We start from the raw sequence: 17,343 nt of genomic DNA, 5'->3' as shown, positions 1-17,343 counted from the left end.
TTTTTAGCCACTCAGACTTATTCATATTATACTTTAATATCGGATATGTGTCGATACTGCTTTTTTTGCTAAACACGGCTTATAATGCTATTTCATTTTCTATTTAATTATTATATCTGCCTGTTGTATACTGCTTCGTGCACTTAATAATCTGAAAAAGCACGCAGAAATGACAAAAAATACCAAACTTCTTTAAAATACATATTACTTTTTTATAAAAATGTGATACAATATATCACTGTACGATAAACAGTAAGCAATTGATGCAAGATGGGAGATAACAATGAAACACAAGATTATAACATTTGGTGAATTAATGCTCAGACTTTCACCTGACAACAATGAAAGATTTACACAGGCACATTCTTATGAAGCTGTATATGGCGGCGGCGAAGCTAATACTGCTGTATCCCTTGCCAATTTTAATGTTAATGTAAGCTATGTTACTAAGCTTCCAGAACATACTATTGGACAGAGTGCTGTTAATTCTTTAAGACAGTATGGTGTCGGTGTTGAACATATAGTAAGAGGCGGCGAACAGATTGGAATATATTTCCTTGAGAAAAAGACGAGCCAGAGACCTACTAATGTTATATATAACAGAAAAGGTTCAGCATTTGCCCTTGCCAATGTAGATGACTTTGACTGGGATTCAATATTTGCTGATGCTACATGGTTTCATTTTTCAGGAATTACTCCAGCAATAAGTGATAATATGGCACAGATTACTCTTCTTGCCTGCAAGAAAGCTAAGGAAAGAGGAATTACAATAAGCTGTGACCTTAATTACAGAAGCAAGCTCTGGTCTAGTGAAAAGGCTAACAAAGTAATGAGCGAAATATGTAAGTATGTTGATATATGTATCGCTAATGAAGATGATGCAGTTGGAATATTCGGACTTGATGCCTCTAATTCAGATAAAGAGAAGAATTCTTACATTGCAGAAGAACTTATAAAAATGTTCCCTAACTTCAAGATGGTTGCATCTGTATGGAGAACAGAAACTTCAATAACAACATTCAAGCTCCAGTCAATGATATACACAGAAGGAAAGGCTTACTACAGCCAGGAATTCTTTATGAATATTCTTGATTATATTGGTGCTGGTGATGCTTATTGTGCTGGTATTATATATAGTTTTATCAATGACTTTGACCCACAGAAAGCTGTTGAATTCTCTAATGCCGCAAGCTGCTTAAAACATACTGTAAGCGGTGATTACAACCTCGTATCTGTAGACGAAGTTATGAAGCTTGCATTTGCCAAGGCTGGTAATGAGGTTTCCCGTTAATATTAATAAACAATAAATATATATGGGTGTCATTTTAAACTAATGCTCTACAGTATACAGATAATAATCTGTTATTATCTATATATTACGTAATAGTCTATTATGACACCCTTTTTAAATTCTCTCTATATATTTATCTTTATATGGCAATAACTTACTATACCACTTATACAGCCTGAGACTGTCACATCTTACTCTTTACATTAACTACCATTAGCGATATAGCAGCTATTTCTATCCTTGTCATATTCCGTCATCATCACACTTTATTCTTATCCACAGTTATTGCAGTCACTTATGTTGTTCCCTGAATTCGTACACACTGGCATATCTTCCTCACACGTTGGCTGACAGCCTGTTTCGCAATCTTGTTTTAATCTACCTTCACATTTTGGTGGGCTTAAATCAAGAGGCTTGATTGCCAGATTCAAAAGATTGCCGCACACGAATTTCATCTCATTAGAATCTTCCTCTGCCACTATGCTTCCCTTAGGAGTTACAATCTTTCCAGCACTTGCAACCCTGTAGCCAGCAAAATACAAGCTCTGTAATATAATCGAAAGACCTATTGTTATCTCATCATCAGTTGTATCAAGGTTAATTACTTTTGGAATTGCAGAAAGATTAAGTCCCTGCGTTATTCTGTTATTATCCGCTGTAAATCCTGTATAATTAAGTGCCGCACTATACTGTGGTGTAGCCGCTGCATTATAATTGTAAGATATTCCATAAGGTGCAAATATTTCAAGCTCCACTGAAGTTGGATTGACATCTTCATCATAGGTAGCCGAAGTTGTTTCTGGTGGCAGATATACAGCTGTTGGATAAAGTGTTGCCACAAGCCTGCAATTCTCATCATACAGACTTACCGCAAATGTCACTGACAAGTTTGACAATGTAACTGAATAACAGTTCGGTCTGCCCGGTATCTGTGTTATAACTACATTTCCTGTTCCATATTCATAGGATACATCTATTACACTTGCAGTTGCGTTGACAGCCGTTGGATAAGTTGCTGATATATCTGCACCTATTGGAAATTCAGCACAAAGGTTAATACCAATCTGGTCATATATCAATGGCGCATAAAGACTAAGTTCACTCGGTGAACCGCATATCGGATTGGTACATACATCAAAACATCCATTAGGCATATTAGATACAAGATTACTTGCAATCTTTGTTGTACAGCATTTTTTCCTGCACTTACACTTTGCCATTTCAAATCCTTCCTTTAAGTATTCTTACTACATTATATGTTCTAAATACTTTGTTGCTACCATACATTTTAATAAGCTTCACATATCAGATCTACTGATGAACAGAGGGTAATATGTCAAATGTATATTCAGTTGGGAATAACCGCCAGTTAATTATCTATAATGCCGGTTCTAATATATTCTTACGTGTAGCCCATTTTGGTGGGCTTGACCGCCCTATCGTGCTTGCTGCAGACTACTTATGCGGTCTTACAGAGTGTATATATAATTCATCTCTTTATTATTCCTACATCAATCAGAATGGTTCACTTATCTTAAAAAATATTATGGATACCGCTAATGTATTGGCTATAGACTGTAATTATGTACAGGAATATTCTAATCCTAAGCTTGCCATATGTAATGACACCCTGCTTCTTTTCTATCTTAAGCAAAATCCTGTATCTGATAAACCCAGCCTGCACTGTATAACACCTGATGACAATAATGCACTGCCTATCCCACTGCCTGATATTAAAAAGCCTGTGAATTCTTACAGTGTGCTTGCATATAATAATTTTATTTTATTATGTGTTAATGAACACATATACAAAATTGAACAAATCGGACATTTCAAACAATTAGCTATATGCACTGCCGACAATAATAGTACTGATAATAACAACGCTGACAATATTAATTCAAATAATAATAATTCTAATAATAATGATAATTACATTGAACGTGAAAAATCCCTGACCGAAGATTTCAACAAAAAGATTGCCGCATGCCAGGCAAAAATAAATGAGCAGTCAGCCGTCATTGACAGCATAACCACCCAATATAATGAACTTATGGATATTGCCCGCCAGTACCGTGACGAAGCAATTAAATGGAGAAGTAAATTTATATAACTATTCCAATAATTAATTAGCGTAATGTACTTTTAAGAGGCTTAACCCCTTGGCTGGAGCTGTCGCTCCAGCTAAAGAACGATTCTTTGCCTCTAAAAGCTCTTGCATACTGTCTGCCTCTCTTTTACCAAAACCAACCTCTAATAATGTTCCTGATAATATTCTTACCATATATTGAAGAAATCCACTTCCGTGGAAGGTCATATTAAGATACGAACCCTTAAGCGATATATCAATTGAATATATCTCCCTGACTGTAGATTTCTTCATCTTTGGATTACCGCAGAAGCTTGCAAAATCATGAACTCCTACAAGATAAGAAGCTGCTTTCTTCATAGCCTCAACATCTGGCACAGCACCTGTGATATGCACATATTTTCTATTAAATACAGGCTTCTTATCCCCAACATAACAGGTATAACAGTAGGTTTTCCCCATTGCATTATATCTGCTGTGGAAACGTTCTGAAGCTATTCTTACTTCCATTACACATATGTCCTCAGGCAGATATCTGTTCATATAATCACAGATTTCATCTGGTGTCATACTTGTCTGCATATGTGCATTGGCTGCCATTCCTTTGGCGTGGACTCCTGCATCAGTTCTTCCTGCACCTATTACATCTATCTGCTCCCCTGTCATCTGTGACAGAACAGACTCTAACTTGCCTTGTATCGTCATATCTGTATTAGGCTGATGTTCCCAGCCATAATATCTGGTTCCATCATATGCTATTATCATCTTGTAATTATTCTTCACTTATTGCTTAACTCCATTCTTCTTACATATATCATTAAGACAGCACCCATCACAATGAGGCTTGGTTCTTGCACTGCACACTTCCCTGCCGTGTATTACAAATCTATGGCAAAGGTCACTTCCCTCTTCTGGCGGAACTATCTTCCACAGTGCCATCTCAACCTTTTTAGGTTCTTTCTCATCTTTTACAAGTCCAATTCTGTTGCACAGCCTTATACAATGTGTATCTGTCACAATTGCCGGCTTTCCGAATACATCACCCATAATAAGGTTGGCACTTTTTCTTCCAACTCCAGGAAGCTTTAAAAGTTCCTCTAATGTATCTGGCACTTTATTGTTATACACCGTATGAAGCATACGCATACAGCCGCTTATATCCCTTGCCTTACTCTTTGATAAACCGCATGGACGGACTATTTTCTCTATGTCATATACATCTGCATCAGCAAGTGCCTCTATTGATGGATACTTGTCAAATAACTGTGGCACAATAACATTCACTCTCGCATCTGTACACTGTGCTGCAAGCCTTACGCTTACCAGAAGCTTCCACGCATCATCATAATCAAGCGTACAGCCGGCATCAGGATATTCTGTTTTAAGACGTTCTATAACTTCATAAGCAAGCTGCTTTTTAGTCATTGCTCTTCTTTCCCTTTCCTGCAGCTATGTAGAATACCAACAGTGCAAGAATAACAGCTACTGTCATCCATATGCACACAACCTTAGTACCCTGTGGCTTAAACATATCATAATAACCCTTAAAATATATAACTAAATCAATAACAGGAAGAACGTATACCATATAGCCTTTTAACCATTTAGGAAATGATATGCCTTTTCCCATATTAACTTCTGCCACGAAATTGTCATATCCCCAGCCGTTCTTTCTTGTACAGAAAAGCACGAATAAAAGACAGCCAAGAGGAAGTATATTATATGAAACTATAAAATCTTCCAGATCCATTATAGTTGTACCAGCTCCAAGAGGCTGTACCCCTGATAAAACATTATATCCAAGAACTGCTGGCATACAAAGCACTGATATTACAAAAAGATTAACTAATGACGCTCTCTTTCTGCTACAGTTAAATAAATCCATAGTCATTGCAATAATATTTTCATATACTGCTATTACTGTAGATAATGCCGCAAATGCCATAAATATAAAGAATAATACTTCCCATATAACCCCACCCGGCATCTGGTTGAATACATTAGGAAGTGTTATGAATAATAACGATGGACCTGCACCTGGATTAATTCCATAGGCAAAACAGGCTGGTATAATGATAATTCCAGCTGTAAGTGCAACTACTGTATCAAGTATAACTACATTTATTGACTCTCCTGTAAGCTTGCAGTCTCTTGAAAGATAACTTCCGAATATCTCCATAGAACCTATACCAAGTCCAAGAGTAAAAAATGCGTGTGACATAGCTGCAAATACTACATTACCGATACCCTGCTCCTTCATCTTGGAAAAGTCTGGAACAAGATAGAACTTAAGTCCCTCCGAGCTTCCATCAAGCAGAAGGGAATTAACTGCCATTATTATCATAAGTGCAAATAATAATATCATCATTACCTTACTTATCTTCTCAACGCCTTTCTGTAAGCCAAGCGAACATACAAGTATGCTTATTACAACAACTACAAGTGTCCAGAATATCATAACTGATGGTGTTGAGAGCATATTACTGAACTCCCCGCCTATCTGCTCTACATTCTTTCCTGAAAGCTGTCCCGTAAGACTGTATACAAAGTAGTTGAGCATCCAGCCGGCAACCATTGTATAGAACATCATCAAAAGATAATTACCAGCATAAGCTACCCAGCGGAAATGATGCCATCTTGTTCCTTCTGGCGACAACATTTTAAATGCACTTCCAAGGCTCTTATTACTGCCTCGTCCAATTGCATACTCACATATAAGTATAGGAAGCCCAAGTCCAAGCAGACATAATAGATATATAACAATAAATGCCGCTCCTCCGTTCTTTCCACATATGTATGGGAACTTCCATACATTACCTAGTCCGACAGCACACCCCGCCGACACCAGTATAAAGCCTAATCTTGAAGCAAATTTTTCTCTCTTGTCATTCATTGTTATATATACCTTTCTTTTATTATTAAACAGACCCATTATTTTAATGCCTGCTTTAACCTGTAATTACCAAACTTACATATTTAATATGTTACTCCCAGTAACCTAATTCTACACCCTTGGCATATATTGCAATACCTTTTGAATAATAACCATATGAATTAAAATGTGTCCAGTCATATCTTAACTGTTTAGATATTCTTCCTCGTCTGAACCCTTTATAATCACCTACTGTTGGTCTTAATCCTACATCAGTAAGTCCGTTTTCTATAAGATAAGTTCTCATATTAATAAAATGGTCACCATATGCTTCTCTTAATGTCGCTTCCCACGCTGTATCACCAACCCCTATATAAGTTCCGTCCTCATTACGGATTCCCTGAGTTGTATCTGCTATTGATGTTCCCGGATCATCTGTATCACCGACTATTATATAATAATCACAGCCCGAATTCTGTATCATAGCATCATACTGGCTTATAAGCTGTCTGTAATTCTCCCAGCCGCCATTACTTCCTATCTCAAGTATAAGAATATCATTCTTTCTTTCATAGGAGGCCTTGGTATATACCTGTGTGTCCGCATATACGGTTGTAAAAGCATCATAGTTCACTTCTTCATCTGAATAACGGCATATATGAAGTCCCTCTTCTTCTGTACCTGTTATTTTAAACATTTCATCATTGATGTATACAATATCTGACTCCTGTGGCTCTGTATATCCATATGCACTGAAATCAGCCATATATACTTCCCCGCCATTCTCATCGACAATTGTAACATCTACACTGTCATCATATCCAACCTCAAATGTATCCCTGACATACATCTTTATGCCTCCCTGACGAAGTGCAATCTCATAAGATGTCTCACCTGAAACGCCAAGATTATATACCTTAATTCCAGTAAGATACTGTAATGTATCGGGACTTGTCCAGCCTGATATATCAAAAGGCTCATCATCTCCAAATACTATATAAGCCTCACCTGCACCCATTCCAAACATCATCGAATCACCCCAGCACGATATTGTTCTTGGAACTCCATCATATGGGATAACATCTGAGTTAAGTGTTCTTTCAGGCAGCTCATAAGCCTCTGCATCTTCATCAGGATAGTCCTCTTCGATATCCCGGTTATGATTACTTTTCTTATTATCAATGTGCTGTTTAGCAGCCGCAACAACTGATATCGTTAAAATAAGTATCAGCGTTACAGCCATAAATTTTAATAAATTCCTATACTTTTTCTTTAACCTCATTCAATTAACCACTTTCGTTATTATTATGTCCTAAATATATTCCCCCATACTAAATAACAGTTTATAATACGAAAATTGTGAATTAATGCTTATACATTTTCTTAATATTATTCAGAATAATTCCTGCTTACATAATTACCAATCTCAATACGGTCTTCTGGCATACGGCATCCAACGATATGGGTTCCTGCATTGTCAGTACTTCTTATAATTGTTCCTTCAAGAACCCTCCCCTGTTCAACTGGAAAATCTGGTACTTTTACAATTATATTCTCACCCTTACAATCTGCGAATTCTGTTTCTCTTGTCTGGAAAGCGAAGCCGTTGGCACTTATATTTACCATTGTACCCTCATATACATCTGCTCCGCCCTTGAATGTAACTGTACATTTATTATTAACAGGCATTCTTACATACTTTCTTCTGTTGACGATGCTTGGAAGTGAAGCTACTATGAGCCTGCATACATCACTGCCATACTGTGTGGCGGGTGCTGCTGACACAGAAGACCAGTGATAAAGTACATTTGCCGCTACAATATCAAGTTCGTATTTCAATGAGGTATTCTTATAATCTACATCTTTGTTCTTGAAACGTACATATAATACCCCATCTGCCTGTTCAACTATCTCGCCGTGGCTTTCTGTATCAGCTGGCTTTCCTGATATAATCTGTCTTATGGTACAATACATACCCTGCTTGATATCCTGAACACCCATAAAGCCGCCAACTCCAAGCTTTTCCATCATTGCACCAACAACATTTTCTATCTTATCAACATTGCGGGCTGACTCTTCATATTTGCTGAGCATTATCTTAGTGCTTTCGTCTGCGTTGCCTATGCAGTCAGTAATGTCTTTCATAACATTTTCAATCTCGTGCATATTGTCAACCATATTACGGTTAGAGCTTTCAACTTCCTGCATTGCTGAATCTACGACACCAATGTGTTCACCTATCTGTGTAGAGTCCTTAGCTATTCCTGACACGCTGTCATTAACCTGTACAACCTTGGTCTGTGTTGTCTGTATAAGTTCAAGTATTGTCGTTATTGACTTTAACATTCTGTTAGATGTATTTTCCAGATGTCCTAACGCTGTCATAATTCTATCTGATGATTCTTCTGTTTCTGTACTTAAATTTCTTATCTCATCTGCTACTACCGCAAAGCCTTTTCCTGCTTCGCCAGCTCTTGCCGCCTCAATTGAAGCATTAAGTGCTAACAGGTTAGTCTGTGAGTTAATCTCTCCAATTGTACCTGTCTCTGTCTTAACTTTACTGAATTCCTGCTGGAATTCTCTAAGTATATTATCTACCTCACCTGATAATTCAGCCATAGTCTTAGTACTTTCAACTACATCTGCAAGCTCTTTTGAACTTGTATCTGTATGTTCCACTGACTCACTGACAAGCTGCACAACTTCATTGATAAGTGAAGCTACATTTTCTACCTGATTATTAATCTGCGTAGTCATCTGTGTTGAAGAATATGTCTTATCATGAAGTATATCATTATTATGCGAAAGCTCTTTCATACTTGATACAACGAAATTAGCTCCCTGCTTGTTCTCTTCTTCCAGCTCTCTTACAACTGTAATTCCGTCAACTATCATATTACTTGAATCTTTAACCTGCTCAACTGTCTTGACAACTCTGTCAAGGTCAGCCTTAATTGAATCTGTAAGTGCTCCGTCTGAAAGATTAAGATGATTAATTGATAATACATAACATACATAGCAAAGGATTATACACGATATCTGTAATGAATAATTATCAATATCTGCCAACGCATTCATACCTGACATAAATTTAATAATTGTACTTAATATAACTATGGCAATATTACCAATTCCACAGCTCACTATGAACTTTCTGTCCTTGAACAGAATAGTCATGCTTGCTACTGGAAATATATATGCAAATGTAAGCAGTGATGTGCTTGTACATACTATATATCCATAAAACAAACCATATCCAACACCTAATATATGCTTGTATCCATCAGCTGATTTTCCTTTTATCTTAGTATATATAACACCAATTATATATGGGACCCAGCCTATAATAAGAAATGGAATTATAAACTTCCGATCATATGTACCTTTAGTCATATTTGACAAATACTGCATTGTAAGCAGGATATTTAATATAAGCCATATATTTCCTGCTTTAGTATTAGCTCTGGCTTTGAATTTTTCAGCATCATATCCCATATTGTATCCTCCGTTCTTTCGTTACATAACATTATGTATAGTATATATCTTTACGCATAATTATTCAAGGAAAACGTATTTTACTGTCGAATTCTGCACCATATTTTAAAAAAAGCCAGCTATAGGGTAACATAACTCTCCCTATAGCTGACTTTTATCTTTATTCTATCGTAAGTTTACATATTAATATTCTCACTATTACATATGCGTCTATTATCTTACTTACATACTTTCGTATGTTTCTGTACCTGAAATATTACTATAATACTATGATGTCGGGGTCTAAAGCCCCCGACTTTGATACCTACGAATTGTTCCGTGCTACGCACTCCCACAATTCTCCCCAATATTCGCATATCGTGGGATTATCATCCCACTTTTATGCTCATATCGGGGCGGGTCCCAAGGTCTTTCACCCACCTATGAGCAAGCTCATATGGGTTTATACCTTTTGACCCTGGTATCATACTATATTACCATAATATTAAGCTTCTGATGCTTCGCCATCCTCATCAGTATCAGTATCTGTCTCGGCATATGTCTGCTCTGTTACGCTTACAATAACCTTCTCTAATACATCAGGTGATATTGATACATCTTTGTCCTTAGCAATATCAAGGTCTCCTACCTTAATACTGTCGCCTGGCTTAAGTTCTCCTATATCAACGCTTACCTTTTCAACAAGCGCTGATTTAGCTGCCTTATAAGGAATTTCCTCCATATGCTGTTCAACAACACCCTGTACCTTGTCATGATTAACTAATACTATCTCTGCAACTGAGTGAACCTTTTCTCCTTCTGTAAGCACCTGGAAATCAATCTCTAATGTCTGTCTCTTGATTGGGTCGTAATCAACTTCCTTTACAAGAACATCATAATCTGTTGTATCGATTGTAAGCTTTGCCTCACTACCTTTGTTGCAGACTGATAAGAAACGCTCTGCTTCTTTCTTCTCAATCTTTACCGGTATTGATTCTGCAAGGCTTCTTCCAAATACATTGCCAGTTACATAACCTTCCCTTCTTAATTTCTTTGCCTTGTCATCCATGCTTCTTTTTTCAGCTTTTAAAGTATTCATTTATCTTTTCCTCCAAAAATCTGATTTGCTTAGCAAGCCTTCAACAAAGAGGTTCTGTTAAGTTTATCTATTCTTTATTACGATTTGTATTATAGTCCTTTGCAATTAAACAGATTAACCAAATTTTCAAGTTTTTTTTGTGCAATCATTACATATTTTCATTATAGTATTTTAACACAATAACTTTACATATTCAGATTTTAAATTATTTTATTACGAACATTGCGTGCCGGTATACCGATTTTATATTTATTTTATTGATTTTAATATAATAATCGTCTATTATATATCAGTAAATTGTATTTTTTATGTTTTTTTTAATTTATTTTAAAAGTCCATTTATAAATTTATTATCGTAACTTTTTATTCAGGCATTTATACAACGGAGGAATCTATGCAGCTTATGTCATCATTGCAGCTTGAGGCTTATAATTACATTAAGAATTTAATTCTTACTCACCAGCTCGATGTCAACACACTTTACTCAGAAACTAAATTATCCAAAGAACTCGGCATATCAAGAACACCTATGAGAGAGGCTCTGCAATGCTTAAGCCAGGATGGTTATATCACAGTTATCCCAAGCAAAGGCTTTCGCATAAGACAATTAAGCCAGAAAGATATGAGGGAAACCATCCAGATAAGATGTGCTATCGAAGGATTTTGTACGCAATGCCTAGCTAAAGAATATCAGACCGCTAAAGGTCAGAATACAATACAGAAACTTGGTGAAATTCTCAAACACCAGAAAGAATCACTTGCTCTTGATGATAACTACGAAAGTTTTATTAATTACGACCATAAGTTTCACCTGCTCTTAGTTAATTACATTGAGAATGAGGAGATTAATCATATGTTCCAAAAGCTTATGTATCTTATCCGACTTACAACACAGTCGGCACTTGAGGTTGAAGGCCGTATTAATGGAACAATAGATGAACATTCTGAATACTTTGAGAACCTGAAAACTGGCAATGGCAATGAGGCATACAGAATCCTTATCGACCATCTTATGATGCCTCTTAATATCGTCAGGACAGAACTTTAATTTATGGAGAATATAGTCAAACAAAACCGCTTGCAACTAATGTTTATCATTAATTACAAGCGGTCTTTTTATATACTCATAAAGTATTTAATTAAATTGACAATCGTCTGTTATATCCAGAATTATTAATTATAACTGAGGACCAGCAGCTACTAAAGCCTTACCAGCTTCGTTGCCTGTATACTTAACGAAGTTCTTGTTAAATCTTTCAGCAAGATCCTTAGCCTTTGTCTCCCATTCAGAAACATCAGCATATGTATCTCTAGGATCAAGGATACCTGAATCAACACCTGGAAGTTCTGTAGGTACTTCAAAGTTGAACATAGGAATTGTCTTTGTAGGAGCTGTCTTAATAGCACCTGAAAGGATAGCATCGATGATACCACGAGTATCCTTAATAGAAATTCTCTTACCTGTTCCGTTCCAGCCTGTGTTAACTAAGTAAGCCTTAGCTCCGCTCTTTTCCATCTTCTTAACAAGCTCAGCAGCATACTTTGTAGGATGAAGCTCAAGGAATGCCTGTCCGAAGCAAGCTGAGAATGTAGGTGTAGGCTCTGTGATACCTCTTTCTGTACCAGCAAGCTTAGCAGTAAATCCTGAAAGGAAGTAGTACTGTGTCTGCTCTGGAGTAAGAATAGATACTGGAGGAAGTACACCAAATGCATCAGCTGAAAGGAAGATAACATTCTTAGCAGCTGGAGCTGAAGATATAGGTCTTACAATATTCTTAATATGGTCAATTGGATAAGATACACGAGTATTCTCTGTTACGCTCTTATCAGCAAAGTCAATCTTACCATTCTCATCAAGAGTAACGTTCTCAAGAAGAGCATTTCTCTTAATAGCATTGTAGATATCTGGCTCTGAATCCTTATCAAGGTTGATAACCTTAGCGTAGCATCCACCTTCAAAGTTGAATACACCATTGTCATCCCAGCCGTGTTCATCATCACCGATAAGAAGTCTCTTAGGATCTGTAGAAAGAGTTGTCTTACCAGTTCCTGAAAGACCAAAGAAGATAGCTGTGTTCTCACCATTCATATCTGTGTTAGCTGAGCAGTGCATTGAAGCCATTCCCTTAAGTGGAAGGTAGTAGTTCATCATAGAGAACATACCCTTCTTCATCTCTCCACCATACCATGTGTTGATGATTACCTGCTCGTGGCTTGTGATGTTGAATGCTACACATGTCTCTGAGTTAAGACCTAATTCTGCGTAATTCTCAACCTTAGCCTTAGAAGCGTTATATACTACGAAATCTGGCTCGAAGTTCTCAAGTTCTTCTGCTGTTGGCTTAATGAACATGTTAGTTACGAAATGTGCCTGCCATGCTACTTCTACGATAAAACGAACAGCCATTCTTGTATCCTTATTAGCACCACAGAATGCATCTACTACGAAAAGTCTCTTGTTGCAGAGTTCTTTCTTAGCAATATCCTTAACCTTAGCCCATACATCTTCTGACATTGGGTGGTTATCATTCTTGTACTCATCTGAAGTCCACCATACTGTGTCCTTAGAATTCTCATCTACTACAATGTACTTATCCTTAGGAGAACGACCTGTATAGATACCTGTCATAACATTAACAGCACCAAGTTCGCTTTCCTTTCCTACTTCGTAACCCTCGTTAGAAGCCTTTGTTTCTTCTTCGAATAATAATTCATAAGAAGGATTGTGAATAATCTCTGTAGCGCCTGTAATACCATACTTGCTTAAATCAACGTTTGCCATTTTACATTAAACCTCTTTTCTTAAATTGTAGCACCAATAGGGCTTGTATGCCCTTTGGCAGATTACAGAAAATGGATTTAACCAAATTCTTCTGTTAGTATACATAATCAGCCTGCAAAAAGCAACCTTTTAATTGTTAAGTTTTTAACTTTTTATATCAATAATTCCTAATATTTATGTTAAATTCCAATTAAATATCATTACTATTTTACATATAACCGTATTTATACATATATCTGTATTATATATGCCGTATTCCTACACATATGTGTATTATTATCTATATCTATATTCTTACACATAACCGTATTTCTTGCGGTTTATTATTATGAATATAAGGCTTACGAACAATGCCAGAAGTTCTGCCGCTATAACAGCCATCCATATTCCATTAATTCCAAGTATAAGCGGAAGTATCATAATCATCGCTATCTGGAATACGAACATTCTAAGAAATGATACTGCCGCCGATACCGCACCATTATTAAGTGCAGTAAAGAATGACGAAGTAAATATATTAAGTCCATTGAAAAGATATGCTACTGAATATATTCTTATAGCAAGCGTTGTAAGCTCAAGCAGTTCATTATCATAGCTTACTAATATTATCAATGTCCTAAGCATTATTATACATTTTACGCCTTAATGCCATACTTCTCCTCAAAATCCCCGACAGTAACCGGCTTTGAGAAGTAATAACCCTGAAACCAGTCACAATTCATCTTGGCAAGCATAGAAAGCTGGTCAACATTCTCAACACCCTCCGTTATTACGTCCATTCCTATATCGTGTGAAAGACTTATAATCGACCTTAATATCTGCTCTCCACGCTCCTCGTGGCTTGACTTCTTAAGGAATACCCTGTCTATCTTGATAACATCAGCACACACATCTTTAAGGAAATTAAAAGAAGAATATCCGCTTCCAAAATCATCTATCTCTATTATAAATCCCTCATCGTGAAGTCTTTCTATAGTCTTATGTGCCGCCTGCTTATCCTCTGATAACGCTGTTTCTGTTATCTCAATGTGAAGCTTATCTGTATCTATACCATACTTACTTACAAGATTTTTGAAAGTCTGGTATACATCAATATGATAGAAATCCTTTGCTGATATATTAACCGATATATAATAATTATAACCAGAGTCTTTCCATATCTTAAGCTGCTTAGCAGCTTCCTCCCATATGTAGTTATCCAGCCTGTATATAAGTCCTGCATCTTCAAAGCACTCTATAAATGCACCTGGCATAATAAGTCCCATATTAGGATGATTCCATCTTATAAGTGCCTCTGCTCCAAGCATATTGCCATCCTTATCCGTCTGTGGCTGTAAATACATACAGAACTGGTTCTCATTAAGTGCTGTCTCGAACTCACCTATAAGCTGCTGTTTAAATATGTCATTCCTATATGAATTCTCATCATAATAAAGAATATAATTGCTCATATTACCTTTACTCTTCATAATCACAAGAGATACCTTGTCTACCATCTGTCTTATCGTTTCATTGACATCTTTTATGTAATATACTCCAAGATATATATGAAGCCTAAAATTCTTGTTGGAATACCTGTCACTAAGCAGCTTTATCATATCAGAAAATTCTTTCTCAGACAGATACTCCTTAGGAATAACCATAGCAATTATGTCACCATTAAGTCTTCCAAGAACTGAATTACCTTTCATCTTCTGCCTGATAATATTAACTTCATCTATTAATATCTTATCTGCAATATTCTCACCATATATTTCATTAATAAGCTTAAAACTCTTAATATCTGATAATATAAGGCAATACTCTGTATCAGTATGCTCCTTTATGAGCTTCTGTGCATTCTTGTAAAACCCATACCTGTTATACGCCTTGGTAAGTGAATCGTAATTAAGCCTGTATTCAAGCTTGGCATATACAGCGGCATTCTCTCTTGTAGTACCAAGATAACTCCCCAGTGCCGCAAGTAGTCTGATTACGTCCTTTGCATCCTTTATATTAGGATTATCAACACCTATAAACCCTTTTAATGTATTGCTTAATATTATTGGAAACACTATAAGTGTATGTATATTCTGAGGCTTTAATATTTCATATTCAACAGGCATAGTCTCTTTTACATTTTCCAAATCTTCAATAAATATACTCTCACCACTTGAAAGCTTTGGTATCCAATACGGCATATCCTCTGCTCTCAAATTCTGAAGTTGATTAATCTGTGGTTCAATACCTTCATTACACCACTCATATGTGTTATAATAACAACCGTCTTTTTCATCAACTATATATGCTCTGTCAGCTTTCGTAAAATGTCCGATTTTTTCAAGAAGATTATTTATTGCTACCTGACATTCCCGTACATTTCTTACCTTTCCAAGTTCTGCCATCTGTGTAAGAATAAAATGTTCTGCCTCAAGTTCTGATTTTAATATTTGATTTTCGTATTGCAAACTTCCATTTTCCATATATTACCCCATTAATTATCAGCTAGTATATCCTTACAAAGTTAATCAACTGCCAGCTTAACAACTTGTTAATTCATAGCCAGCCTGATACCTTCTTCAAGTCTTTTAAGTCCGTCCATAAGCACTACCTTAGGACACGCAATATTTAATCTTAAAAATTGATTTCCATTACCGCCATACGCATTGCCTGCTGACAGATATAACCCTGTCCTGTTTCTTATGTATGCCGCTAATTCACTGCTATTATCAGTAATTGCTGAACAATCCAGCCATAAAAGATATGTTGCCTCTGATTGCACAACCTTTATTGATGTAATATTGTCATTGACATACTCGTTAACTATTCTTTTATTATTATAAATGTAACCTCTCAATTCATCAAGCCATTTATCGCCATAATTATAAGCTGCTTCTGCTGCCCATACCGCAAATGCGTTAGGCTCTGCAACCTCATCAGTATTAAGTGCTCTCCACACCTTATGCCTTAAATTCTTATGTGGCACAATGACAGCTGCTGTCTGTAGTCCTGCAATATTAAATGTCTTAGTAGGTGCAACACAGGTTATGCTTATATCCCTGCATACATCTGATACAGAAGCAAATGGGATATATTCCTTTCCAGGGTCTGTAAGATCACAGTGAATTTCATCAGATACCACTGTTACATAATACCTTGCACACAGCTCCCCTATCCTTGATAAATCTTCCCTGCTCCATATCTTTCCTGATGGATTTTGTGGATTGCATAATATCATAAGACTTGTCTGTGGATCAGCCAGCTTATTCTTTAGGTCTTCCCAGTCAATGCTATATTCACCATTCTCATACTTTAATGGGTTCTCAAGAACCCTTCTTCCATTATTGATTATCGAATTAAAAAATATATTATAAACAGGTGTCTGTATAACAACATTCTCGTTAGGTGTTGTAAGCTTTCTTACTATGCTTGACACTGCTGGTATAACTCCTGTGCTAAACACAATCCAGTCTTTATCAATGTCCCAGTTATGTCTTCTTGACCACCAGCCTGCTACAGCCTCATTCCAGCTTTCCGGTATTATTGAATATCCAAATACTCCGTGCGCCGCTCTCTTATTAACAGCCTCAATTATCTCTGGTGCTGTCTTAAAATCCATATCAGCAACCCACATAGGAAGTTCATTTTCTGCAACATCCCATTTCAAGGACTGCGTATTAGTTCTGTCTATTGGTGTATCAAAATCATACTTATCAGTACATTCCATCGCCTTATCTCTCCATCACTATTATTCTGA

General features: G+C 36.5%; 15 protein-coding genes. 4 read left to right on the top strand and 11 right to left on the bottom strand.

Annotation, left to right across the window (positions count from 1 at the left end; translation table 11 throughout):
* Nucleotides 1-283 precede the first annotated feature (283 nt).
* Nucleotides 284-1,291, top strand: a complete 1,008-nt coding sequence (locus WMO42_RS05475) for a sugar kinase (protein WP_055306250.1) — start codon at nt 284-286, stop codon at nt 1,289-1,291.
* 272 nt (nt 1,292-1,563) lie between these two features.
* Here the strand turns inward: WMO42_RS05475 and WMO42_RS05470 are convergent, their stop codons facing one another.
* Nucleotides 1,564-2,511 (bottom strand): hypothetical protein, encoded by a 948-nt coding sequence (locus tag WMO42_RS05470; RefSeq protein WP_055173982.1) that lies wholly within the window; start codon nt 2,509-2,511, stop codon nt 1,564-1,566.
* 113 nt (nt 2,512-2,624) lie between these two features.
* On the opposite strand from WMO42_RS05470, the gene WMO42_RS05465 reads away from it, so the two are divergent.
* Nucleotides 2,625-3,404, top strand: a complete 780-nt coding sequence (locus WMO42_RS05465; protein WP_055306251.1) for a hypothetical protein — start codon at nt 2,625-2,627, stop codon at nt 3,402-3,404.
* A 12-nt stretch (nt 3,405-3,416) separates the two neighbouring features.
* On the opposite strand, the gene truA is transcribed toward WMO42_RS05465, so the two are convergent.
* The 5 genes from truA to WMO42_RS05440 all read right to left on the bottom strand — a co-directional run bounded on the left by truA (nt 3,417) and on the right by WMO42_RS05440 (nt 9,747).
* Nucleotides 3,417-4,163 carry a tRNA pseudouridine(38-40) synthase TruA gene (gene truA, locus WMO42_RS05460; RefSeq protein ID WP_055306252.1) on the bottom strand — a complete coding sequence of 249 codons (747 nt, stop codon included), beginning with the start codon at nt 4,161-4,163 and terminating at the stop codon, nt 3,417-3,419.
* Nucleotides 4,164-4,805, bottom strand: a complete 642-nt coding sequence (gene nth, locus WMO42_RS05455) for an endonuclease III (RefSeq protein ID WP_022501984.1) — start codon at nt 4,803-4,805, stop codon at nt 4,164-4,166.
* Nucleotides 4,798-6,312, bottom strand: a complete 1,515-nt coding sequence (locus WMO42_RS05450; RefSeq protein WP_349191764.1) for a sodium-dependent transporter — start codon at nt 6,310-6,312, stop codon at nt 4,798-4,800. The genes nth and WMO42_RS05450 overlap by 8 nt, the downstream gene beginning before the upstream one ends.
* A gap of 52 nt (nt 6,313-6,364) precedes the next feature.
* On the bottom strand, nt 6,365-7,534 hold the full coding sequence (locus WMO42_RS05445) for a hypothetical protein (protein WP_242858615.1): 1,170 nt from the start codon (nt 7,532-7,534) through the stop codon (nt 6,365-6,367).
* Nucleotides 7,535-7,641: 107 nt separating this feature from the next.
* Nucleotides 7,642-9,747 (bottom strand): methyl-accepting chemotaxis protein, encoded by a 2,106-nt coding sequence (locus tag WMO42_RS05440; protein WP_116444069.1) that lies wholly within the window; start codon nt 9,745-9,747, stop codon nt 7,642-7,644.
* A 269-nt stretch (nt 9,748-10,016) separates the two neighbouring features.
* On the opposite strand from WMO42_RS05440, the gene WMO42_RS05435 reads away from it, so the two are divergent.
* A complete protein-coding gene (locus tag WMO42_RS05435) occupies nt 10,017-10,202 on the top strand; it encodes a hypothetical protein (RefSeq protein WP_082421501.1) in 186 nt (61 codons plus the stop codon).
* Between the two features lie 29 nt (nt 10,203-10,231).
* Here WMO42_RS05435 and WMO42_RS05430 read toward each other — a convergent pair whose 3' ends face one another.
* On the bottom strand, nt 10,232-10,825 hold the full coding sequence (locus WMO42_RS05430) for a 50S ribosomal protein L25/general stress protein Ctc (RefSeq protein WP_090140189.1): 594 nt from the start codon (nt 10,823-10,825) through the stop codon (nt 10,232-10,234).
* Between the two features lie 394 nt (nt 10,826-11,219).
* Here WMO42_RS05430 and WMO42_RS05425 point away from each other — a divergent pair, with 394 nt between their 5' ends.
* Nucleotides 11,220-11,873: a GntR family transcriptional regulator gene (locus WMO42_RS05425; protein ID WP_022501989.1), complete on the top strand. Its 654-nt coding sequence runs from the start codon at nt 11,220-11,222 to the stop codon at nt 11,871-11,873.
* Between the two features lie 129 nt (nt 11,874-12,002).
* On the opposite strand, the gene pckA is transcribed toward WMO42_RS05425, so the two are convergent.
* The 4 genes from pckA to WMO42_RS05405 all read right to left on the bottom strand — a co-directional run bounded on the left by pckA (nt 12,003) and on the right by WMO42_RS05405 (nt 17,313).
* Nucleotides 12,003-13,607, bottom strand: coding sequence for a phosphoenolpyruvate carboxykinase (ATP) (gene pckA / locus WMO42_RS05420; RefSeq protein WP_055173975.1), 1,605 nt, complete (start codon nt 13,605-13,607; stop codon nt 12,003-12,005).
* Between the two features lie 294 nt (nt 13,608-13,901).
* Nucleotides 13,902-14,231 carry a hypothetical protein gene (locus tag WMO42_RS05415; RefSeq protein WP_349191762.1) on the bottom strand — a complete coding sequence of 110 codons (330 nt, stop codon included), beginning with the start codon at nt 14,229-14,231 and terminating at the stop codon, nt 13,902-13,904.
* Nucleotides 14,232-14,242: 11 nt separating this feature from the next.
* Nucleotides 14,243-16,069, bottom strand: a complete 1,827-nt coding sequence (locus WMO42_RS05410; RefSeq protein ID WP_349191761.1) for a GGDEF domain-containing phosphodiesterase — start codon at nt 16,067-16,069, stop codon at nt 14,243-14,245.
* A 68-nt stretch (nt 16,070-16,137) separates the two neighbouring features.
* Nucleotides 16,138-17,313, bottom strand: coding sequence for a MalY/PatB family protein (locus tag WMO42_RS05405; RefSeq protein WP_349191760.1), 1,176 nt, complete (start codon nt 17,311-17,313; stop codon nt 16,138-16,140).
* Between the last annotated feature and the right edge of the window lie 30 nt (nt 17,314-17,343).

Origin of the sequence: Lachnospira sp. CLA-JM-H23 (assembly GCF_040096425.1) — a bacterium.
Taxonomy (GTDB): domain Bacteria; phylum Bacillota; class Clostridia; order Lachnospirales; family Lachnospiraceae; genus Lachnospira; species Lachnospira rogosae.
Note: the sequence above shows the minus strand (reverse complement) of the source record. Positions and strands in the feature narration are given on the sequence as shown.